Source organism: Vibrio sp. IB15 (genome assembly GCF_016406055.1).
GTDB lineage: Bacteria > Pseudomonadota > Gammaproteobacteria > Enterobacterales > Vibrionaceae > Vibrio > Vibrio chagasii.
In genome coordinates, this window is sequence record NZ_JAEFCE010000007.1 from 13,996 (window position 1) to 35,500 (window position 21,505).

Genomic DNA, 21,505 nt, shown 5'->3' on the forward strand with positions numbered 1-21,505 from the left:
ACAGTAATTAAAAAGGGCGACTCAAAGAGCCGCCCTTTACATTGTGTGAATTGTTACTTACCAGTCAGCAGTTATGCTTCTTTCTGTGTTGAGTGTTTGCCTAACTCAACTTGCTGCTGGTCTTTCTTGTATAGGTTTTCAAAGCAGTAGTTTGTTGCTTCGATGTAGCCTTCTACGCTACCGCAGTCAAAACGCTGGCCTTTAAATTTGTATGCCAATACACAACCTGCTTTTGCTTGTTTAAGCAGTGCATCGGTGATTTGGATCTCACCACCTTTACCAGGCTCTGTTTGCTCGATCAGTTCGAAGATATCTGGAGTCAGGATGTAACGGCCAATGATCGCTAGGTTGCTTGGTGCTGTGCCTTGCTCTGGCTTTTCCACCATGTCATCAACACGGAACAGGTCGTCTTTGATCATTTCACCTGAGATAACACCGTACTTATGTGTCTCTTCTTCAGGAACTTCTTGAACAGCTACGATAGAACAGCGGAACTGTTTGTATAGCGCAACCATTTGTGCCAACACGCCTTGTTGTTCATTTACACATAGGTCATCGGCAAGTACCACTGCGAATGGTTCGTCACCCACAAGCTCACGACCAGTCAGGATTGCGTGACCTAAGCCTTTCATTTCGCGTTGACGAATATAGGTAAAGTTTGCAGCTTCAATCGTTTCACGGATATTAACCAGCAGGTCTTCTTTATTTGTGCCACTGATTTGATGTTCAAGCTCGTAGTTCTTGTCGAAGTGATCCATGATTGAGTGCTTACCACGACCCGTTACGATACACATTCCGTCCATACCGGCTTCGATTGCTTCTTCAACGCCGTATTCAATCAGTGGTTTGTTTACTACTGGCATCATTTCTTTCGGCATTGATTTGGTTGCTGGTAAGAAGCGTGTACCGTAGCCTGCTGCCGGGAAAAGGCACTTTTTGATCATCGTAAGACCCTTTATCTATAATAATTATCGATTCAACCAGAGTGGTTGATATTTCTGAGGGCAACTCTAGCACAAATTATGTCGAAAATTCAGCAACAATCCGTATGACTAACCAGAGCTTCCCTCAAAATTATCGTCACTTTAAGAAGTAGATCAATTATGCAAGCAAGTTCTGGTTGGCCCATGCGATCGCTTGGACTCTATTTTTTACCGCCAGCTTGCGGAATATCTGATAGAGGTGAGACTTCACCGTGAACTCGCTGATAAAAAGATCATCGGCTATTTGTGTGTTCGATGAGCCTGATTGGAGGCAACGAATGACCTGAATCTCGCGAATAGTGAGATCAACATTGGTAGGCGTTGTGTTGGTATTGACCATATTACGGTAGTAAAACAGCAGTTGGTTGGTGACCTTTCTTGGCAGCCAGTTATCGCCATCGATTACCTCTTGTAAACCATGAGCAATCTTGTCTTTTTTATCGGTGTTATAAAACAGTCCTTTTAATACACCATAAGTCAAAAGCTCTGAGGTCGGCAGTTGCTGTGGGACATTAAACAAAATGATCTCATGATTTTTCCACATCACGGTCAAGTTAGGGCAGGTTGCTAATAGCTCTGGCACTTGCTTATAGTCGACAAGAAGAATGCGATTACTCTGCTTTCTGTCTACTAACATTAAGTCGCCTGGCGTCATCTTGTACAAGATAATAGACAGGTGTTTTTCTATTTCTTTTACGTGTAAGTAAGTATCACTTGGGTCGATGCACATAAAGTGTAAAGTGCGAGCGTATCGAGACTTTCTCATTGAAACTCCATGTCTAAATTTAATGAGGTTTCACGTTGTCATGCAGACTTTTGCTTCTCTAGCACCATCGTTGTTACTTGCGTTGAATATCAACTCTTAAAGTAAATGAGTGGTTTATCAGTGGAGAAAAAAGCAACATCGCTCTGAATATCATGATTTGTTACGTTTTTATTCTTTGTCGTGAAGTGAGAATAGGAATGCGATTTATCACAGCAGAAAAGCATGCTATTCTTGTGCGCTAAAAATTTTCTGAGACTATGAATTTAGACGGAGCAAATCATGGCTAGCCGTGGAGTTAACAAAGTTATATTAGTGGGTAACCTAGGTAATGACCCAGAAATTCGTTACATGCCAAATGGCGGCGCAGTAGCGAACATTACCATTGCAACGTCAGAGTCATGGCGTGATAAAGCAACTGGCGAACAGCGTGAAAAAACAGAATGGCACCGTGTTGCTCTGTTTGGCAAGCTAGCTGAAGTTGCTGGTGAGTACCTACGTAAAGGTTCTCAAGTTTACATTGAAGGTCAACTGCAAACTCGTAAATGGCAAGATCAAAGCGGTCAAGATCGCTACACAACTGAAGTTGTGGTTCAAGGCTTTAACGGCGTAATGCAAATGCTAGGAGGTCGTGCTCAAGGTGGCGCACCAGCTCAAGGCGGCATGGGTGGCCAGCAACAGCAAGGCGGTTGGGGTCAACCTCAGCAGCCGCAACAGCAGCAGCAATACAGTGCCCCAGCTCAACAGCAGCCGAAAGCACCTCAACAATCTCCTCAGCAGGCTCAACCTCAATATAATGAGCCTCCGATGGATTTTGATGATGACATCCCATTTTAAGCCCTGTTTTTAATATATTATAAAGACAGTATTAATTTGGAAAGAGCCGCGATTATCGCGGCTTTTTGCTACCTAGAATTCTTAACGCTTTATTAACAACCTCAATTTATAGTATAAGTAGTAATACGGTATAATGTGAGTTGAAAAGGATTTCTTTATTCATGAGATATACCCCCACACTAAAATTGAGCACCCGTTTGGTCGCATTTGTCACCGTGATAGTGATCAGTGCGATGTTCATTCTTTTTATTGGTGGCACCCTATCATTTAAGCGTATCGGACAAGAGTATTTAGACCACTATTTGGAGGGTATTGTCGACGTCGTAGATAAGGAAATGGAAGATCCTGACGCCGCATATTCAATGCAACGTTGGATGCCTAAGATGTTGCAAGCAAGCAACATTGTTGAGATGAAGCTGACAAATAAGACCGGCATTGTCTATCGTTTCAAAGACACCTCACCACAGATTGATCCTAGCCGCTTGTATCTAAAAAGTTATGTATTAGAGCGAAATACCGGTTACCAAATTGAATTTAAGGCTTTGCCTCCTTACATTGGATATAGCTACTCATTAGAGGCGATGTGGTCGATCACTTTAGCGGTCGCTTTGATCATTTTCTGTTTAGCTCGTGGCGTTCGATGGTTAAAGGAGCAATTGATGGGGTCTGAAATGCTGGAAGAGCGTGGAAGGATGATTCTTGCTGGTCAGGTTGAAGCTCATGCAAAAGGTGATGAGCGAGAGTGGCCTTTTACCGCGAGTGAAGCTCTCGATGTTCTTATTGAAGAGTTAAAAGACGCTCGGCAAGAGCGTAGTCGCTTTGATACCTTTATTCGTACCCATGCCTTCTTAGATAAACTCACAGGCACTGCCAACAGAGTATTGTTTGACAACAAGCTCGAATCGGCATTGCATGAAAGTGGCGCTCGTGGTGGTGTGTTATTGATACGTATCGATGAGTGGGAACAGGTACGTGATGATAATGATAAACAAGTTACAGATAATTTTATTATTGAGGTTGGTGAAATTTTATCGAATATCGTTCAGAGGTATCCAGATGTAATTTTTTCTCGCTATTACGAAGCCGATTTTGCTGTATTTATTCCGCATCAAGGTGCTAAAGATATTGCAACACTGGCAGCCCAGTGTTTAAGACAACTTGATAAGCTAACACCACCAGAGCCTTTAGAGTCAGATAATTGGTGCCATATCGGTGTGACCATGTACACCGAAGGTGAACGTCACAGCCAAATCATGAGTGAAACAGAAACGGCATTAAAAAGTGCGCAATTGGAGCGTATTAATAACTGGAGCCGCTTCCCGAAACAAAACAAAAATGATCTTGATAGAGGTAGCGTTCGCTGGAGGACGCTGCTTGATACAGCGTTGATTCCTGATAATTTAGTAATCTTTGCCCAGCGGTGTTATCTTATGTCAGAGGTGGGTCAAGTTAATGAATTGCATAGAGAAATATTTACTAGAATTCAGGACCCAGAGAGAGGCTTATTGAAATCCTCTCGATTCATGCCTGCGGTAGAGCAAGTGGGTTATCAAGCTCAAATGGATCAATCGGTTTTGAAGGTGGTGTTGAAATCATTAAAAGAATCAACTCAACCTAATTATTATTCAATTAACCTCAATGTCACGCCATTTGCGAGTAAGCAACATTTTAAATGGTTTAGGAGTGAATTGCTGCAGCTCTCTGCACAGCATCGTTCGCAACTCGCTTTTGAGTTCTCTGAGGGGGATCTCATTGCCCATCTTGATTATATGAGGCCAGTGGCGAAGATGCTGCGCGGACTGGGGTGCAAAATCATTGTTGGTCAAGCTGGGCGAACTATTGTCAGCACTCATTACATCAAGGACCTGAAGGTTGACTATATAAAGCTTCATCGAAGTTTGATTAAGAGAATCGATCAACGGCATGAGAATCAGCTGTTTGTCCGTAGTTTAGTCGGGGCATGTGGTGACGCCCCAACTCAAGTAATTGCGGTGGGAGTTGAGACAAAACAAGAAAAGAACACTTTGATAGAAATAGGTATAAACGGCTATCAGGGAAGGTATTTCGACAAAGAACAACAAATTATCCCTTTGCCTAATAAAGACTCAAAGTCAGTGAAAACTGAATCGTTAGTAAAAATTGGTCGAAGAAATCGATGGCGTAAGAGTAGTAGCTAAGTATGAATTTTAAAGCGATTGTAGACAAATTGAAGCCAAGCAAAAGCGATGGCAACACTCAAGTTGTCATGCTGGGCAACGATGCTGTCTATATTTCATCGACAGGGCAAGAATCCCAAGTAATCAGTATTCCTTTCGTTAATGGTGACTGGGAAAGTGCGCTGAAAAAGTCGTTAAATAGTGGGGAGTTTACCAGCAATACTCTTCAACTTATTGTTAGTACCAACTATTACCAAACCCATCAGCTTGATAAGCCGGACATCCCAGAAAACGAATGGTCGGTAGCCCTACCATTTCTACTCAAAGACCTTGTTGCGGAGAGAGTTACGGAGATCACCGCGAGTGCGGTTGCTCTACCAACTTCGAATAAGCTACAAGTGTATGTATTGCCGAAAAAGCTATTGGACAAGCTGGTTAATATTACGAGCTCGGCGCAAATTGAGCTCAAAGGTGTAGTGCCAGAAGATGAAATCTGGGGTTATAGTGCTAGTGAACTGTCGAATTTTATCCTTTTACAACGCAGTACTAATTCGCACTTCAAGCTGGGTGCGTTTGTTGAACATACCGTTTGTTTCCAAAGAACCATTCGTAGTGTTGTGCCCCCCTTAACTGGAGTGGCGTCCAGTGCTCTGCAATTAGATGGCCTTGCCTTGGAGCTTCAACGCTCTATTGATTATTTGTCTTCTCAAATTAAAGGCACGCAGCTTCATCAATTAAAGCTCTGTTGTGATGAAGAGGATGAAGCGGAATTACAAAGTGCGTTAAATAATACACTGAGTTCGACGGTCTCTTTGCTCGTTGAAGGAGAGCGTGGAAACTCTGAGAGTTTTTTGGTTCAACTTGCGGCTAAAAAAGAGACGTTTAACGTCAATCTTTACCCTGAGCATTTAAAGCCTAAAAAAGAGTATTTTACTTTAGCGAATGTCGCTGCGAGTTGGGGAGTGGTTGGTGCATTGTTGCTTGGCAGTTACTTTGTGATGAACTACCAAGCTTCCAACTTAGATGCTGAATTAACAGCTCTGCAACAAGAGTCGAGCCAGCTTAACAAGCAACTTAACCAATTGAATAGTAAGTTAACTCAACATAAACCTTCCCCTGATAAAGTAGCGGCAGTTGAGCGTCTCAAACGTGAGACTCAAGCAAAAAAAGAGGCGTTAAAGGCGGTTGGACAATACGACGAATCTCAGCAAGTCGGGTATTCTGGCGTCATGAATTCCTTAGCTCAATTAGGCAGAAATGACATCTCTCTTTCGCACATCTATATGACCCATGACACGCTAGATATGAGTGGCTTCGCTCGTAATGCGAATGTCGTCCCTAACTGGATTGGCCAATTTAAAAATGAGCTTAATCTTGTTGGTCGTTCTTTTGAAAAACTGAAAATAGGTCGTAATGATCAAGATGTGGTGACCTTTGAGTTAAGTACTCGTAGGGAGAGCAAGTAATGCAGCAGTGGAATCAGCTTAGCGATAAGTTTCTTGCATTAAGCCTAAGAGAGAAGTGGCTGCTTTTCGTGTGTGGTTTCGTTGGTCTCTCCATGTTGCTATTTACTTTACTGGTGGAGCCTGCATACCTCGAGTTGCAAGCTAAAAACGCCAAAATGACGAATTTGACTCAGTCGAATCAGAGGCAGCAAGGTGAGTTACTTGTTCTGCAAGCTAAATTGAACAAAGACCCTGATAAAGAGATCAACCTCGAATACAAAAAACTGATGAGAGAGAGTCAAGAACTGTCTCTCGAACTTGCCGAAATGATTGATGGGTTGATTTCGCCATCCCAAATGTCGCAATTGCTCGAAAGTGTACTTAATGCAGGTAATGGCTTGAAATTGGAGTCGTTGGAGTCACTTAAGCCAGAAGCGATTTCGAACAACAAAGAGACCAGTGAATATTCAGGTTATTTTCTTCACCCGGTGAGAATGGAATTGACCGGTAGTTACTTTGACATTGCAGCTTACCTTGAGGCTCTTGAGTCTCTTCCTGTGAGCTACTACTGGCGTACATTTGAATACACAGTAGAAGAATACCCGAAAGCTCGACTTGTATTTGAGGTTTACACATTAGGTACTAGACAGGAGTTTATCGGTGGTTAGAGCTCTATTGTTGTCTCTGCTGCTTACCAGTTCATTGGTTTCGGCAGAGCAAGATCCAACCGCTCCTCTGGGTTGGATGGCACCTCAGCAAAAAACAGCGCCGGCGAAGAAAGCGCCAACTCATTATCGTTTACCCTCTTTGGAAAGTATCGTGTGTAAAGCGGATACGCCTTGCTACGCCATTCTCAATGGTGAAATTGTTGCTCAAGGGGAGATGGTAAGAGGGTATCGAGTTAAGAAAATAGATTCAGAATACGTCACTCTGCAGAGAAGCTCTAAGCAGTGGAAATTAGAGATGTTCTCTTTAGATATTAAGAATAATTAAGGTTTGAGTGAAGACATGCGTAAACTTGTAGTAGCAATCCTAGTGTCATCTTTGGTCGGTTGTTCGATGGGGCATCGTGACCCTGTTGAGATAAAAGAGTCTTTAAACGAATCTATTAATGAAGCGAACAGCAAGGCGCTTCACGACCTGCCTTTGTCTGTACAAGATGACCTTATGCCTCAGCTTAATACTGATGCTATGTCTCCTGTGGTGGAAACCGTGAAGCGTTTCCGTATTCAAGCAAAAGGTGTCGAAGCGAGAACCTTCTTTGCCAGTTTAGTGAAAGGCACAGAATACAGTGCAGCGATTCATCCTAGCGTGTCTGGAAAGCTTACGCTGAACTTAACGGATGTGACGCTAGATGAGGTGCTGGCTGTAGCTCAGGACATGTATGGCTACGATATTGAAAAGCGCGGCAAAGTGATTCAAGTCTACCCTGCAGGCCTTCGCACTGTGACGATCCCTGTCGACTACTTACAGGTTAAACGTGCTGGTCGCTCGTTGACTACGATAACGACGGGGACGATCTCTAATTCAGACAACAGTTCGTCGAGATCTTCAAGTTCGGACTTGAATTCGTCGAATTCATCTAACTCTTCAAATAATTCAAACTCTACCTCGAACGGTGGTACTGAGATTCAAACCACTTCTGAAAGTGATTTTTGGCCACAACTTGAGGCTGCGGTTGCACACCTAATTGGTTCTGGAAATGGGCAAAGTGTTGTCGTAACACCTCAAGCGAGTGTGATTACGGTTCGTGCTTTCCCTGATGAAATTCGTGAGGTTCGCGAGTTCTTAGGTGTTTCCCAACAGCGCTTGCAACGCCAAGTTATCCTTGAAGCCAAAATCATGGAAGTGACGTTGAGTGATGGCTACCAGCAAGGTATTAACTGGACGAAAATGTTCTCGTCGAACGGAACTAATTACACGATTGGTATGGGCTCTATCGTCAAGGATGCGGCAGGTACTATTATCCCAAGTTCATTACCAGGGATGGATCCAATTGGTCTTGCTTTGGGGGGCCAATCTAATCTCGTTGTTTCTGGTGGTAGCTTTGAAGCCGTATTAAGTTTCATGGGTACACAGGGTGACTTGAACGTACTGTCTAGCCCTAGAGTGACGGCTGCGAATAACCAAAAAGCGGTGATCAAAGTAGGTACTGATGAATACTACGTGACTGAGTTATCAAGCGCAGTAGGGAGTGGTGATAATGCCAATGTGGTTCCTGAAGTGGAGTTGACACCATTCTTCTCAGGTATTTCTTTAGATGTGACTCCTCAGATTGATGATAAAGGCAATGTGTTTCTTCATGTTCACCCTGCGGTTATCGAGGTCAACGAAGAAATTAAAGAGCTTAACCTTGGTTTAACTACAGGGATCGTGCAGCTTCCGCTCGCGAAAAGTTCTATTCGTGAGTCTGACTCGGTGATTCGTGCACAAGATGGTGATGTAGTGGTTATTGGCGGTTTGATGAAATCCAGTACCAGTGATGTGACCTCTAAGATTCCATTTTTAGGTGATATTCCAGCTTTAGGGCACTTATTCCGCAACACCAACCAATTGACACAAAAGACTGAGCTTGTCATTTTGCTTAAACCGACGGTTGTGGGTGTGAATACTTGGCAAACTGAGCTGGAGCGTTCTCGTAATTTACTTCAGGAATGGTTCCCAGATGAAGAGTAACTGCGCCATTTGTAAGCTGGCAGCGCTTTAATAAGCTGGGCGAACCTATGTATCAAACTCATTTTGGTTTTGAACAGCTGCCATTTACTTTAACGCCGAATACCGATTTTTTTTACGGATTAGCCCCGCATTTTGAGGCTATTCAAACGGTCATTTCGGCGTTAGAGATGGGAGAGGGCGTCATCAAGGTGACTGGAGAAGTAGGCACCGGTAAGACAATGGTTTGCCGGATGTTGGTCAATCACCTAAAAGACTGTACCGCATTAATTTACTTGCCAAATCCTGTGTTGTCTGGAGCTGACTTACGTCATGCAGTCGCCAAAGAGCTTGATTTAACGGTTGAGAATGAAGCCTCTCTGGTGGATAACATTCAACATAAGTTGATTGAACTGCATAACTCAGGTTTAAGAGTGGTTGCGATTATTGACGAAGCGCAAGCTCTCTCTGACGAAGCACTAGAGACATTGAGATTGTTCGGCAATCTGGAAACTGAAGACAAGAAACTACTTCAGATAGTGTTGCTTGGGCAGCCAGAACTAGATACTCGCTTAGAGGCTTATCATCTAAGACAATTTCGTCAAAGAATCACTTTTAGTTCGACATTAAGGGCGCTAACTCTTGATGAGACGGTGGCTTATATTGATAACCGAATTGCTAAATCAGGCGGCAGCCCAGAACTGTTCAGTTTGAATCAAAAAAAAGCGATTTGTCGTTCTTCACAAGGTATCCCAAGGTTGATCAATCAGCTATGCCACAAGGCTTTACTGTTGTCGTTCAGTGAAAGCAAAAAAAATATCGATAACCAACATCTGTTCTCTGCGATGCATGAAACTTACGATGTGTGTAAGCCCAAATTTAAAACGCCAATACTGTGGGGTTGGAATTAATTATGAGTGTCATTAATAACGCCTTGTCTGAATTGGCAAAGAAAAAATCAGCGACAGCAATAGAAGCCGCGGTCGTGCCTAAGGTAAAAACGCGCTCACCATTGGTGTGGGTAGCTGCAGGTTTTACGCTGAGCTTGGCCATGGGCGGTTGGGCGATATCACAGGGCCCAACGGTTGAGAACTCAATTTCTACTCGAGATAGGCAGGTTCAGGTCTCTGTTGTAGATAGATCGGCAGAAGTGCCTGCCATTGTTACTCAAGCTCCGTCATCGCCAACTAAGAAGTTAGTGACGGTCGATGCTTCCTATCTAACTCAAGTAAGCCCAGAAACAAGCTCTCGAAATCAGGCACCAGTTGTGGATTCAGCGGTTAAAACGCAACATATAACAAAACCTCAGGTACAAGCGAAACCGACAGCAACAATAAAAGTAAATACGACACAAGTTCCTGAGCCGACCTTGATTGCGAGTGTTGCGAAGAGCAGCCCAGCTTCTATTTCTGATGAGCCAAAAGATTCAGAAAACAGTGCAATACTGATTGAACAAGTAGAACTGACACCAGAGCAGCTTTCTGTAAATGCTCAAGGGCGAGCTCAGAAAGCGCTCGATGCGAATGATCTTACTGGTGCATTGAAGGGATACAACGAAGCACTTCGTTATACGCCAAGAAATGAGGATGTTCGTCAAAAGCTCGCTATTCTCTATTTCGGCAAGGGTGACACTCGTAAAGCTTACGAACTTTTTCAGTCGGGCATTAAGCTCAACATCAATAGTGAAAAGCTACGTTTGGGTTTATCAAAACTGTTAGTTAAAGCGGACCAAGCAGAAGCAGCGTTAAGCCCTCTAATACATATGCCTCCGCATCCAACTCAAGAATACTTAGCAATGCGTGCTGCGCTGAGCCAAAAGTCACAGCAAGAAGATATAGCACTGGAGAGTTACCAAAAGCTGGTCGAGATTGATTCTGAGAACGCTCGCTGGTGGCTAGGTTTAGCGATACAGCAAGAGCGGCAGTTGGATTTCGCTGCAGCAAAACAATCATATCAAGGTGCGTTAACTCGAGTCGGTATCTCATCCCAATCACAAAGCTTTGTGCGTGACCGATTGAAAATAATCAGTGCTTTAGAGGAGAGCAGCCATGCAGATTAGATTAAGAAAAAGGCTTGGTGATTTGCTTGTTGAAGAAGGCATCATTACCGAGGCCCATGTTGATCAAGCACTTGCCTCTCAAAAGAGTAGTGGTCGTAAGCTCGGTGATACGTTGATCGAACTGGGTTTCTTATCTGAACAGCAAATGTTGAGCTTTCTATCGCAACAGCTTGCTATTCCTCTTATTGATTTAAGCCGAGCGAACGTTGATATTGAAGCGGTACAGCTCTTACCTGAAGTACATGCTCGCCGTCTTCGCGCTTTAGTCATTGGTCGTCAAGGTGACACGCTGCGTGTGGCGATGAGTGACCCTGCGGATCTGTTTGCCCAAGAATCGCTGCTTGGTCAATTAGGCGATTACGTACTTGAGTTTGTTATCGCGCCTGAAAGGCAACTTGTCGATGGGTTTGATCGTTACTATCGTAGGACCAAAGAGATCGCCTCATTTGCTGAGCAGCTTCATGCTGAGCATCAAGTTAGTGAAGCCTTTGATTTTGACATTGCAGAGGACGACAGTGATGAAGTGACAGTGGTGAAGCTGATAAACTCATTGTTTGAAGATGCGATTCAAGTTGATGCTTCCGATATCCATATAGAGCCGGAGGCCAATGTATTGCGTATTCGCCAACGTATTGATGGCGTGCTGCATGAAACTCTATTAAACGAAGTCAATATCGCACCAGCGTTGATATTGCGTTTAAAACTGATGGCAAACCTGGATATCTCAGAGAAACGTCTTCCTCAAGATGGTCGCTTTAATATTAGAGCCAAAGGTCAATCTGTTGATATTCGTATGTCGACCATGCCAGTACAGCATGGTGAGTCTGTGGTTATGCGTCTGCTCAATCAATCTGTCGGCTTACGTAAATTGGAAGCGTCGGGCATCCCAAGTGATCTGCTGGTTCGTCTTCGTAAACAATTGCGTCGCCCTCACGGAATGATACTAGTTACTGGCCCTACGGGCTCAGGTAAAACAACCACTCTTTATGGCGCGTTAAGTGAATTGAACGAGCCGGCTAAAAAGATCATTACCGCGGAAGATCCGGTGGAATATCGCCTTCCTCGTGTGAACCAAGTTCAGGTAAACCCTAAAATCAACCTCGATTTCTCTACTATCTTAAGAACCTTTTTACGTCAGGACCCCGATATTATTCTTATTGGTGAGATGCGTGACCATGAAACGGTTGAGATTGGTTTGAGAGCAGCACTGACCGGTCACTTAGTGCTAAGTACGCTTCACACCAACGATGCGGTAGACAGTGCGCTACGCATGATGGATATGGGGGCGCCCGGTTACTTAGTTGCGAGTGCGGTTCGTGCGGTAGTTGCACAGCGATTGGTTCGTAAAGTGTGTATCGACTGTAAAGTTGATGATGAGTTGGACGAAGCGCGCAAACAATGGCTGAGTGTTCGTTTCCCTAATCAGGTCGACGTGCCTTTCATGAAAGGTCGTGGTTGTCAGAATTGCAATTTAACCGGTTATCGTGGGCGTATCGGTGTATTCGAGATGTTGGAGCTTGAGCACAACATGATGGATGCTTTGAGAGCTAACGATGCGGTAGGTTTTGCTCAAACCGCAAGACAGTCTGAAAACTACAAACCACTATTAGCATCTGCGATGGAGTTGGCTTTGCAAGGTGTCGTGAGCCTCGACGAGATAATGAACCTCGGCGAAGGTGATGCGTCTGGTTCAACTGACCCAATTTATCTGTAGGGGTAGAGCGCTATGCCAACGTATCGTTATGTAGGTCGCAGCTCTGATGGCAGCCAAGTAAGTGGCCAATTAGACGCGAATAACGAAGATCTTGCCGCGGAAAGTTTGATGAGTAAGGGAGTTATCCCAACCTCGATTAAGCTTGGGAAAAGTGGTGGTTCCGTATTGAATATGGATGTATCGGCTCTATTCTCGCCGAGTGTGCCGCTTGAGGTCCTGGTGCTGTTCTGCCGTCAGTTATACAGCTTAACCAAAGCGGGGGTTCCGCTATTAAGGTCGATGAAAGGCCTGACCCAAAACTGTGAGAATAAACAGTTGAAAGCTGCGCTTGAAGAGGTGGTTGCAGAGTTAACCAATGGTCGTGGACTGGCGGCATCGATGCAGATGCATCCTAAAGTGTTTAGCCCACTGTTTGTTTCTATGATAGGGGTTGGTGAAAATACAGGTCGTCTTGATCTGGCCTTGCTGCAATTAGCGGGTTACTACGAACAAGAAGTCGAGACCCGAAAGAGAATCAAGACCGCGATGCGTTACCCAACCTTCGTGATTAGCTTTATCTTGATCGCGATGTTCATACTAAACATCAAGGTGATTCCACAATTCTCTAGCATGTTCGCACGGTTTGGTGTCGATTTGCCATTAGCGACACGTGTCTTAATTGGTATGTCTGACTTCTTTGTTAATTACTGGGAAATCATGCTCGGTGTGATCTTTGGTCTTATCTTTGCGTTTAAAGCTTGGGTAAAGACAGATAAAGGCCTAGAGAAGTGGGACAGGATTCGCTTAAAGATACCTGTCATCGGTGGGGTCGTGAACCGAGCATTGCTGTCACGCTTTTCGCGTACCTTTGCGTTGATGCTGAAAGCCGGTGTGCCGCTCAACCAATCTTTAGCGCTATCGGCAGAAGCATTGGACAACCGCTTTTTAGAGCTGCGGGTACAAGCCATGAAGTCGGCTATCGAAGCGGGTAGTACGGTTTCTTCGACGGCGATTAACAGTGAAATTTTCACACCTTTGGTCATTCAAATGATCTCGGTGGGTGAAGAGACTGGTCGTATCGATGAGTTATTGCTTGAAGTAGCCGACTATTATGATCGAGAAGTCGATTATGACCTGAAAACTTTAACCGCCAGAATTGAACCGATCTTGCTAACCATAGTGGCAGGCATGGTGTTGATTCTTGCTCTTGGTATTTTCTTACCGATGTGGGGAATGCTGGATGCAATCAAAGGTTAAGGAATGCTAAAGAATCTACAACGTTCACGTTTTGTTATTTGGACTGTGGTGATTCTTTTTCTAATTATAGGGCTGCTTTCTGCATGGGAGTCACTAGAAGAAGATGCGACCAATACGGCATTAATCGTGGCGAGTAAGCGTATCCTTGAGCAAGCAAATCGATTCAAACAACACTATTTGTTAAAAGGCGCAGAACAACAAAGCGACTCTGAATCTCCCAAAAGTTACAGCAGCACCGGGTGGGTAATGCCGATTCTGGGCTCGAAGGTAGACTGTCATTACTGGCTAGACCAATTATATCCACCGAAGAGCATTCTGGGGTTAGACTCGCCAAGGGTTGAAGACCAAAGTGATAACATGCAGTTTCATTGTGTTTATCATTATGGCGATAAATATCATATAGATATCCTGCTTAAGAACGAAAGATTCAATGTTACAGCCAATATTTTGGCTTTGTAGATAATTTGACGTATTTATCTGGTGTTAGAAATTGGTAGATGTATAATGCAAATTAATAATAAGTCGAGTCGGTAGAAATGCTTAAAAATCAAAGGGGTTTCTCACTTGTTGAGTTAGTGATCGTGATCGTTGTAGTGGGGCTATTGGCGGTTGCTGCGTTGCCTCGTTTTCTCGATGTCACGGATGAAGCCAAGAAATCCAGTATTGAAGGTGTCGCTGGTGGTTTTGCAACGGCAGTTTTGTCGGCGAGAGCACAGTGGGAAGCACAAGCGAGACCCTCAGAGACGATCGGTTCCGAAAGGTACAACACCGTTAATTACGATGGTGTTGATTTTTGGTTAACCCGTTCGAAGAACAGTAGCAATCTTGAGACTGGCTTCCGAGATGGCTACCCATGGACTCTGAATAATAAATCGGGCACTGCCCCACAAACTATTTCAGATAAAGCATGCTCTGAGTTGATGGAAAATTTGCTGCAAAACCCACCGAAAGTTGGTCCTATTGCAGATATCGCGAACAACTCAAACTACAAATATTCAGCGCAAGCAAATTCTGGTGATGCAACCTGTACCTACGTTCAATTAGAGGGTAGTACCGAGCATGAATTTGTTTACGAAATTACAACTGGTCGTGTGACCGTAACTTTGCAGTAAGTCTGCGTAAAATAAAACATAGAGAGAGCTTAACTATGAAAAGACAAGGCGGTTTCACCCTAATCGAACTAGTGGTTGTAATTGTTATTCTTGGTATTCTTGCTGTAACTGCGGCACCGCGTTTCCTAAACCTGCAAGATGATGCTCGAAATGCTTCACTCCAAGGTTTGAAGGGGGCTATTGATGGTGCGGCCGGTATTGTTTATGGTAAATCTGCAATTGAAGGTGAAGAGTCTGTTTCATCTGGCGCAGCTGTTGAAGGTATCGCTACAGCATTTGGTTACCCGACTGCGACGTCTGCAGGTATTGTTGCTGCGGTAACTGGGTTAGGGACTGATTGGACACAAGTTACAGGTACGGTTTCTGGCGCGTCTGCTGATAGCATTAGTTTTGGTTTTAACGGTACTGATGTAACGTGTGTTGTAACTTACAACCAAGCAACTGGTACAACCGCAGATACAGCAGCAACAACATTTGTTACTGTTGGTGATGGTTGTAACTCAAGTAACTAAAGCTTTTGTAGCGAATTGAGGCCAGCTTTGCTGGCCTTTTTTATTTTAGGAATAAACTAATAAACCTCTAATATTCACAATAGATATATTCATTGTTTTTATTCTATCTTGTAATGTAGAGCTGCTATTGAGCTACTTAGGATGTATATGGACATAAAGCCAAACAAAGGTTTCACTCTAGTGGAATTGATTGTGGTGATTCTTTTGCTTGCTATTCTTGGTGCAACAGCCATTAGCCGCTTTAGTGGACGCCAAAGCTATGAGTTATATGCGCTTCAAGAGCAGGTTTCTTCTGTTGTTCGACAGATTCAGCTCAATAGAATGCAATCGAATATGGATATGTTTGTGTCTGGGGCTGAAAGCTTACGTTTGGTGGCAGCTAATGGTTGCCTTGGCTCTCAATCGGGCTGTGACAATCTAGCCGAAACTAGAAGTGATGTTATTTCTAGTGTTGATTACACGTTTTCATCTAAACCGCTCTCTAATACTTCTTCCCCAATAGAATTCAACTTATTGGGTAACCCTGAGAGCGCCGCTTCAGCTGGCGTTCAAATTACCATTTCATCAAATAATAGTTCAGATAGGGCTTGGGTTTGTATCAATTCTCAAGGCTTTGTTTATCCAAGTAATCAGGTATGCCCATGAAGTATGTCAATAGTGGCTTTACGCTTATCGAGTCGATCATTGTTATTGTACTACTTGGTTTTGCTATGCTCGCATTTTCTACTTTTCTTGCACCACAATCCGCGCTTTCAGGACAAGTGAATTATTCCAACCGAGCTTCAGCATTAGGTCAAAGTATTATGACCGATCTTTTAGCTAGAGATTACGGTTCGGTGAGCTCTGGTACTCCAATTGAACTCGGCAGCACTTATACGAATTTTGATGTGGATTTGGTTGTTACCAACGATACGCCAACAGCTTCGATGCAGAAGTTTACGTTAACAATTACTGCCAGCAATAACTCTCCTATCACTTTAATTGCTTATAAAGGGGAGTACTAATGAAAGGGAAAGGGTTTACGCTTATAGAGATGATTTTAGCTATTGTCATCTCAAGTATTGTCTTGCTTGGTGTCGCGAATTTTACTGAACTTGGAATGAGAGGCTATTTTGGCTCTGTAGAGCGCTTTCGACTACAAACCGAAGCTAGGTTTGTACTGGAAAAGCTTTCGCGTGAAGTGAGGCATGCTGTACCTAATCTGTTTCCTGCTTCTGTAAGTAGCGGTTGCGTATCATTTTATCCAATTGTTGATTCAGGTTTTTACGCTACCTCGGGAGCAGATATTAACTTTTTAGTTAGTGATACAGGAGCGACAAGCAGCTCATTACAATCTATGTCACTGGTTATAAACCCGACTAGACCACATACTGATATCAGCAACCTAAATAATATATACCCCCTCAATAATGTAGTTCCTCCAAGTGCATCCGCTGCATACTTTTCTATTCCAAACGGAGCCAATACTCTTGTCAGTGAATCTGTGGGTAAAAGGCATTACATTTTTGACTCAAATAACCTTGTGGAATATTGCCTTGCGAGCGGTAATTTATTAACTCGTAATAGTGTCACAATAAGCGATCGAGTTATGAGTGAGAATAGTACTCTGAGTTATCAACCTGCGGATGTTCAGCGGAATGGTGTTGTTAAGTTGACCCTTGAGTTTTCAGAAAATAATGAATCCACAGTATTTGAGCAAGATATACAGGTGATTAATGTCCCGTAAAACAAGCCAAAGAGGTAGCGCGCTAATCATGGTCATTTTTGTTATCGTGGTGCTTGGTTTCTTAGCGACAAGTTTGAGTCGAACGAGTTGGTCTGATAATGATTCAAACACTCGAGTTGTACTTGGCACGCAAGCTTGGTTACTCAGCCATTCGGTTAATGAGTACGTTATGACTCAGTTTTATCCGGATCCTGATCCCCAGGCTTCTTCTGCTGTTGCCAGTGTTTGTAGTAGTAACGATCTTCAGCCTGGTGGTGGGATTTTTACGGTAGCAAGCTCTATGGTTGATACAGTTTCGGTAAACTGTTCTCTTGAGCGAGTACAGTGCTCCAATCAGGGAGAGCTTGATGGCTTTGTTTTCTATGTTTTAGAGTCTTCGGTAATTTGTGGTTCGGGTATTAACCAAGTGCAGCGCATTCAAGAGGTATGGCTTCGTGATTAGTATACTCATTCGCTTTCCCTCGGTGATTTTTTTCTTTTTGTGTGTTGTGGCATTCGGTGTGGCTACACCTTCGTACGCTTACGATGAAATCGGTATTGAGCACTTTCCAAATGTTGTGCAGGGACATGCGAATAGAGGTATACAGTGTAGTTTATCAAGAAATGCGAGTCAGCTTTTTGTCTACAATGATGCCACCATCAAAGGAACAAAAGGCCTCGATTTGCATTTCTGTCGTGGCTTTAACTATATGCCCTCTACCTCATGCGACGATCAATATGGCGGCCGTAGAGCTTGTTCGATAAGTTATACACAATACCCAGCATTGCAATTAAAGCCTTTTCAAAAGGCCAGTGGTCGTGACAGTGTTAGCTGTACTGCACCGCAAAACATTTATTCACCAGACTTGAAATTCTTTACCGGTTTTCAGGGGTGTCATGCTGCTTTCATGACTTCTGAGCATAAAATAAAAAGCTTAGTGCTTTATGAAGCTTCTGTGATTCATTTTTTTGATGGTGAGCATTGGATTGAAGATCTCGGTATGCATGACGGCTCGCGTATCATCATACACGGCCATGTCAAAATTCATGTGAAAAAAACAGCCCAGTTAAATGGCTCACAGATTGAGTATGCAGATTCTAAAGCTCAACTGATATTGGTTTCTCGAAATGGTGTCGAGTTAAATTACAGTTGGTCATCTCAGCAACAGTCAAAAATATCAGGGTATGTATACGCCAAGTCTTATGTAAGCCTCAATAATGGCTCTGTGATCAGTGGCAGGGTGAATACTCAAATGCTGACCGTCAGTGATCAGAGTGTGATTGAAGACCAAGAAATACAGCCTGCTCGTTGTGAATATTTGCCAAAAGAGACATTCAGCTCGAGTAATACCGACAATTGGTCGATCGTTGCTTATAAAAATAGCATCAAACCGCATGTGGAAAATGGTCGCTTTAGAATGAATTCATTGAGGTACGATCAAGCTACGGCCGCTGTTTATAACTATCTGTTTCCATCAGACGATAACTATTTGGAAGTGGAATTTGATCATTATGCTCACTCTGGTAGCGGTGCCGATGGCCTAGCGTTGGTACTTTCTGATGCGAGTGTTCCACCGCAAACGGGGGCTTTTGGCGGCCCTTTGGGTTACGGGCTCAAACCCGGGATTCAGGGCTTTGCTGGGGGGTGGCTTGGCTTGGGTATTGATGAGTATGGTAACTATGCTCGCTCGGGTGGAACCGATATAGGTCCTGGTTTTACCCCCAATAATGTCGCGCTACGAGGTTCTGGGCGACAGGATGCCGCTGGTAATTGGGTCGTTGGGTATCGTTATATAAAAGGTAATCATAGCCTGGGCAATTTAGATGGGCGTAAAGGGCAAGCACATCGCTATAAAATGATCATTGATTCCCGAGACTCTGGGAAAGTGTTTGTGACAGTAAAGCGCATGGTTGGAGATACTAACCTCTGGCAAACAGTGATCCCTCGATTCGATGTAATGCAGCGTTATGGTCAATCCGTCATACCGGAAAACTTTCGTGTATCTATTACGGCTTCAACTGGGTCGTTGACCAATGTCCATGATCTCGACAACTTTCAAGTCTGTGCCGACAAGCACCAAAAAATCACAGAAGGTATCCATCATTTTGAGTTTGACTACGCGGGGTCGGGCAGTACCTGCCAAAGCTCAGATATTACTTTGAGGGCTTGTTTAAATGAGAGTTGCTCTAAGTTGTATCCTCGAGATGCATATAACGATGGTTCTCTGCCTGCTCTTTCGGTTGACTTGTTGCCTGCGCAAGGGAGTGATGTCGCAAACTGGGAAGGAGGAACATCAGTTAGATTCGATAATGAAGTTCGTCTTAAATTGAAAGGAGAGCGAGCTGGTAAAGTCAAATTGGGTATTGCCAAAAGTTCAATCCCTCAATCTGGTTTTGATGAAGCACGATGCCGTATTAACGGAGGACCGTTATCTGTTGCCAATTGTGAAGTCACTTTCTCAAGTCATGTTCTAGCTGTAAAAGTTAAGGATATTGTGGCGAGCAAACAGAGTCCTGGTGATAATTATTTGTCATTTTGTAGTCAAAACACCAGTCAAGAAGGGCTCTCAAGAGACGTTAATATGTCGATCGAGTATGAAGTAGCACCTGTTGATCGTTCAAAACCTGTTTCGTTTATCTATCAGAAAAAACGCAAGAGTGGAGAGCTATTTTGGAGCCAACCTTTCGAGTTGAATACGAGTAATACAAAGCTAAAGGATGTGTATTTTGATAACAAAGGAAGCGCTGCGTTTAAAATAAGATACGCTGAAGTAGGGAAAATTAAACTTAAAGCACGTGTGGCTGATATTGATGATTCTTCAGGCTTTAAGAGTTTTGTAAGTTTTCCTGCTGGCCTCAGATTAAGTGCTTACAATCATGCGGGAACCAAGGGGGATTGCTCGGATACAACTGAGCAGTGTTCTAGAGGATTTGTCGCAGCAGGGGAGGTGTTTGAAACAACGGTAGTTGCTTATCAATACGATAATTCAGTTGCGAGAAATTACCAAGAAAGTGATCTGTTGATGGGTAACCATGTTTTATACCCTGTGCAAGGCGTTGATGGGCAGTTGTTAAATACGACACTTCCGGAAGGAGCTGTTTGGAAGGAGGGAGAGGTTAAAGTACCTCAGGCCGTATCAGAAGTGGGTGCTTTTGAGTTGACTGTCCAAGCTCCGATTGCACGCCAATTTGGTAGTGGGGACATTGGTAAGTCAGTGTATTTGGGCAGTCAGGCATTTAAGATTGAGGATGGCCGCTTAGCCATTGGCCGTTTCTATCCGAAATACTTCTTGCAAGAGAACCCTGAATGGCATGTCGCTAATCAAAACGACATTGCTTATTTAGGTCAGCCTTATGACTCAAGCGTTCATCAAGTGTTCCCAATGGCATCTGGTGAAAGCAGTGTCGGCAACGCGCTCAACAATTATCGCTTCTTCCATCCAGACTTACAGGCGACATTTGGGGTTCTAGATGACACAGCCGTCGATAATAGGTTCTTACTAGATACTGATGCTGGGGCTTGGTCTACAGATCGCAAGCATTGGTTGTTGAACGATGGTGCCGCTATTCTTGAGCGAGTTACGGGGACTGATGGGATTAGCCGCAAGGATAATCCTTTTAATACATCAGATGCTAACTCTACAGTCACACATTTTGGTTTGACGGTAGATGGCGTTGATCCCGTGTCATTTACTGATTCTGATACTTTGACAGACTCTGCAGAGTTTCTGGTTCAACCTCCTGCTCGATATGGTCGAATGGCCCTAGATGATATTGGCGGCAACTCAGGCATTACCTTAACTATTCCATTGCGAGCTGAGTTCTGGGATGGCAGCGAATTTGTCGTCAACGATGATGATAATCGCAGCGCCTTTGATGGTTCAAAAGCTTGTAAACAAGTGATTTGGCACAGTGACGGGGCGATAACCACGTTAGCTTCGCTTAACGGCAGTGGCAGCGTCGATAATGGTGAAGAAGAGGTCACCGCGGATCAAAATACGCCTGCTGGTAAAGATACACCGCGCGAGCAAGTTCGTTTATGGTCAAGAATGGGCAACTCGAAGCCAAGCAAGAAGACGGGCGAAAATGAGATATCATGTTCGACAGATTACGAAGATCAACCTTGGTTGCAATACAATTGGCGTCAGTTAGGCGATGAAGATCCCTCAACTGTCGTCACATTCGGCATCTACCGTGGTAACGATCGAGTGATCTACCGAGGTGAAACTGGCTTAACAGGTCAGTAATAATATAATTTTTGATGGTTAAGTTAGGAATCTGTAAGAAATTACGGATTTCAGTCCATGTTTATACTTCAATGCCTTGCCGTG

Annotated in this window: 20 protein-coding genes; 18 read left to right on the forward strand and 2 right to left on the reverse strand. The window is 43.8% G+C overall.

Features of this window, described 5'->3' with window-relative positions:
- Positions 1–71: 71 nt before the first annotated feature.
- Together galU and JC606_RS04040 are read right to left on the reverse strand one after the other, a co-directional pair.
- Positions 72–944 (reverse strand): UTP--glucose-1-phosphate uridylyltransferase GalU, encoded by an 873-nt coding sequence (gene galU / locus JC606_RS04035; protein ID WP_019826989.1) that lies wholly within the window; start codon positions 942–944, stop codon positions 72–74.
- Between the two features lie 157 nt (positions 945–1,101).
- Entirely contained in the window at positions 1,102–1,749 is a 648-nt protein-coding gene (locus JC606_RS04040; protein WP_198778063.1) for a LuxR C-terminal-related transcriptional regulator, read from the reverse strand.
- Positions 1,750–2,028: 279 nt separating this feature from the next.
- On the opposite strand from JC606_RS04040, the gene JC606_RS04045 reads away from it, so the two are divergent.
- From JC606_RS04045 to JC606_RS04130, 18 genes are all read left to right on the forward strand, one after another.
- Positions 2,029–2,583 (forward strand): single-stranded DNA-binding protein, encoded by a 555-nt coding sequence (locus tag JC606_RS04045; RefSeq protein WP_198778064.1) that lies wholly within the window; start codon positions 2,029–2,031, stop codon positions 2,581–2,583.
- Positions 2,584–2,744: 161 nt separating this feature from the next.
- Positions 2,745–4,760 carry an RNase E specificity factor CsrD gene (csrD, locus tag JC606_RS04050; protein ID WP_198778065.1) on the forward strand — a complete coding sequence of 672 codons (2,016 nt, stop codon included), beginning with the start codon at positions 2,745–2,747 and terminating at the stop codon, positions 4,758–4,760.
- 2 nt (positions 4,761–4,762) lie between these two features.
- Complete coding sequence (locus JC606_RS04055) at positions 4,763–6,205, forward strand: PilN domain-containing protein (protein WP_137407227.1); 1,443 nt, start codon at positions 4,763–4,765, stop codon at positions 6,203–6,205.
- Positions 6,205–6,852 (forward strand): type 4a pilus biogenesis protein PilO, encoded by a 648-nt coding sequence (pilO, locus tag JC606_RS04060; protein WP_004740858.1) that lies wholly within the window; start codon positions 6,205–6,207, stop codon positions 6,850–6,852. The genes JC606_RS04055 and pilO overlap by 1 nt, the downstream gene beginning before the upstream one ends.
- Positions 6,845–7,177 carry an MSHA biogenesis protein MshK gene (locus tag JC606_RS04065; protein ID WP_137407226.1) on the forward strand — a complete coding sequence of 111 codons (333 nt, stop codon included), beginning with the start codon at positions 6,845–6,847 and terminating at the stop codon, positions 7,175–7,177. The genes pilO and JC606_RS04065 overlap by 8 nt, the downstream gene beginning before the upstream one ends.
- A 15-nt stretch (positions 7,178–7,192) precedes the next feature.
- Positions 7,193–8,860: a pilus (MSHA type) biogenesis protein MshL gene (gene mshL, locus JC606_RS04070; protein WP_198778066.1), complete on the forward strand. Its 1,668-nt coding sequence runs from the start codon at positions 7,193–7,195 to the stop codon at positions 8,858–8,860.
- Positions 8,861–8,907: 47 nt separating this feature from the next.
- Complete coding sequence (locus JC606_RS04075) at positions 8,908–9,747, forward strand: ExeA family protein (protein ID WP_137407224.1); 840 nt, start codon at positions 8,908–8,910, stop codon at positions 9,745–9,747.
- Positions 9,748–9,749: 2 nt separating this feature from the next.
- Positions 9,750–10,895, forward strand: coding sequence for a tetratricopeptide repeat protein (locus JC606_RS04080; RefSeq protein ID WP_004740854.1), 1,146 nt, complete (start codon positions 9,750–9,752; stop codon positions 10,893–10,895).
- Positions 10,885–12,609: a GspE/PulE family protein gene (locus JC606_RS04085; RefSeq protein ID WP_198778067.1), complete on the forward strand. Its 1,725-nt coding sequence runs from the start codon at positions 10,885–10,887 to the stop codon at positions 12,607–12,609. The genes JC606_RS04080 and JC606_RS04085 overlap by 11 nt, the downstream gene beginning before the upstream one ends.
- A 12-nt stretch (positions 12,610–12,621) precedes the next feature.
- Positions 12,622–13,845: a type II secretion system F family protein gene (locus JC606_RS04090; RefSeq protein WP_198778068.1), complete on the forward strand. Its 1,224-nt coding sequence runs from the start codon at positions 12,622–12,624 to the stop codon at positions 13,843–13,845.
- A 3-nt stretch (positions 13,846–13,848) separates the two neighbouring features.
- Positions 13,849–14,304: an MSHA biogenesis protein MshF gene (locus JC606_RS04095; RefSeq protein WP_198778069.1), complete on the forward strand. Its 456-nt coding sequence runs from the start codon at positions 13,849–13,851 to the stop codon at positions 14,302–14,304.
- A 77-nt stretch (positions 14,305–14,381) separates the two neighbouring features.
- Positions 14,382–14,957 (forward strand): prepilin-type N-terminal cleavage/methylation domain-containing protein, encoded by a 576-nt coding sequence (locus tag JC606_RS04100; protein ID WP_198778070.1) that lies wholly within the window; start codon positions 14,382–14,384, stop codon positions 14,955–14,957.
- Between the two features lie 35 nt (positions 14,958–14,992).
- A complete protein-coding gene (locus tag JC606_RS04105) occupies positions 14,993–15,469 on the forward strand; it encodes a prepilin-type N-terminal cleavage/methylation domain-containing protein (RefSeq protein WP_198778071.1) in 477 nt (158 codons plus the stop codon).
- Positions 15,470–15,616: 147 nt separating this feature from the next.
- Positions 15,617–16,114 carry a type II secretion system protein gene (locus JC606_RS04110; protein ID WP_198778072.1) on the forward strand — a complete coding sequence of 166 codons (498 nt, stop codon included), beginning with the start codon at positions 15,617–15,619 and terminating at the stop codon, positions 16,112–16,114.
- A complete protein-coding gene (locus JC606_RS04115) occupies positions 16,111–16,473 on the forward strand; it encodes a type IV pilus modification PilV family protein (RefSeq protein ID WP_198778073.1) in 363 nt (120 codons plus the stop codon). Before JC606_RS04110 ends, JC606_RS04115 begins: the two co-directional genes overlap by 4 nt.
- Positions 16,473–17,195, forward strand: coding sequence for a PilW family protein (locus JC606_RS04120; protein WP_198778074.1), 723 nt, complete (start codon positions 16,473–16,475; stop codon positions 17,193–17,195). Before JC606_RS04115 ends, JC606_RS04120 begins: the two co-directional genes overlap by 1 nt.
- Positions 17,185–17,637 (forward strand): MSHA biogenesis protein MshP, encoded by a 453-nt coding sequence (locus JC606_RS04125; protein WP_198778075.1) that lies wholly within the window; start codon positions 17,185–17,187, stop codon positions 17,635–17,637. Before JC606_RS04120 ends, JC606_RS04125 begins: the two co-directional genes overlap by 11 nt.
- Entirely contained in the window at positions 17,630–21,421 is a 3,792-nt protein-coding gene (locus JC606_RS04130) for a DUF6701 domain-containing protein (RefSeq protein ID WP_137407216.1), read from the forward strand. The genes JC606_RS04125 and JC606_RS04130 overlap by 8 nt, the downstream gene beginning before the upstream one ends.
- The last annotated feature ends 84 nt before the right edge of the window (positions 21,422–21,505 follow it).

Coding starts and splice junctions, on each gene's coding strand:
- csrD (WP_198778065.1), top strand. CDS start 2,745: ATGAGATATACCCCCACACTAAAATTGAGCACCCGTTTGGTCGCATTT.
- JC606_RS04055 (WP_137407227.1), top strand. CDS start 4,763: ATGAATTTTAAAGCGATTGTAGACAAATTGAAGCCAAGCAAAAGCGAT.
- mshL (WP_198778066.1), top strand. CDS start 7,193: ATGCGTAAACTTGTAGTAGCAATCCTAGTGTCATCTTTGGTCGGTTGT.
- JC606_RS04095 (WP_198778069.1), top strand. CDS start 13,849: ATGCTAAAGAATCTACAACGTTCACGTTTTGTTATTTGGACTGTGGTG.
- JC606_RS04115 (WP_198778073.1), top strand. CDS start 16,111: ATGAAGTATGTCAATAGTGGCTTTACGCTTATCGAGTCGATCATTGTT.
- pilO (WP_004740858.1), top strand. CDS start 6,205: ATGCAGCAGTGGAATCAGCTTAGCGATAAGTTTCTTGCATTAAGCCTA.
- JC606_RS04120 (WP_198778074.1), top strand. CDS start 16,473: ATGAAAGGGAAAGGGTTTACGCTTATAGAGATGATTTTAGCTATTGTC.
- JC606_RS04100 (WP_198778070.1), top strand. CDS start 14,382: ATGCTTAAAAATCAAAGGGGTTTCTCACTTGTTGAGTTAGTGATCGTG.
- JC606_RS04080 (WP_004740854.1), top strand. CDS start 9,750: ATGAGTGTCATTAATAACGCCTTGTCTGAATTGGCAAAGAAAAAATCA.
- JC606_RS04085 (WP_198778067.1), top strand. CDS start 10,885: ATGCAGATTAGATTAAGAAAAAGGCTTGGTGATTTGCTTGTTGAAGAA.
- JC606_RS04110 (WP_198778072.1), top strand. CDS start 15,617: ATGGACATAAAGCCAAACAAAGGTTTCACTCTAGTGGAATTGATTGTG.
- JC606_RS04125 (WP_198778075.1), top strand. CDS start 17,185: ATGTCCCGTAAAACAAGCCAAAGAGGTAGCGCGCTAATCATGGTCATT.
- JC606_RS04105 (WP_198778071.1), top strand. CDS start 14,993: ATGAAAAGACAAGGCGGTTTCACCCTAATCGAACTAGTGGTTGTAATT.
- JC606_RS04045 (WP_198778064.1), top strand. CDS start 2,029: ATGGCTAGCCGTGGAGTTAACAAAGTTATATTAGTGGGTAACCTAGGT.
- JC606_RS04090 (WP_198778068.1), top strand. CDS start 12,622: ATGCCAACGTATCGTTATGTAGGTCGCAGCTCTGATGGCAGCCAAGTA.
- JC606_RS04075 (WP_137407224.1), top strand. CDS start 8,908: ATGTATCAAACTCATTTTGGTTTTGAACAGCTGCCATTTACTTTAACG.
- galU (WP_019826989.1), bottom strand. CDS start 944: ATGATCAAAAAGTGCCTTTTCCCGGCAGCAGGCTACGGTACACGCTTC.
- JC606_RS04040 (WP_198778063.1), bottom strand. CDS start 1,749: ATGAGAAAGTCTCGATACGCTCGCACTTTACACTTTATGTGCATCGAC.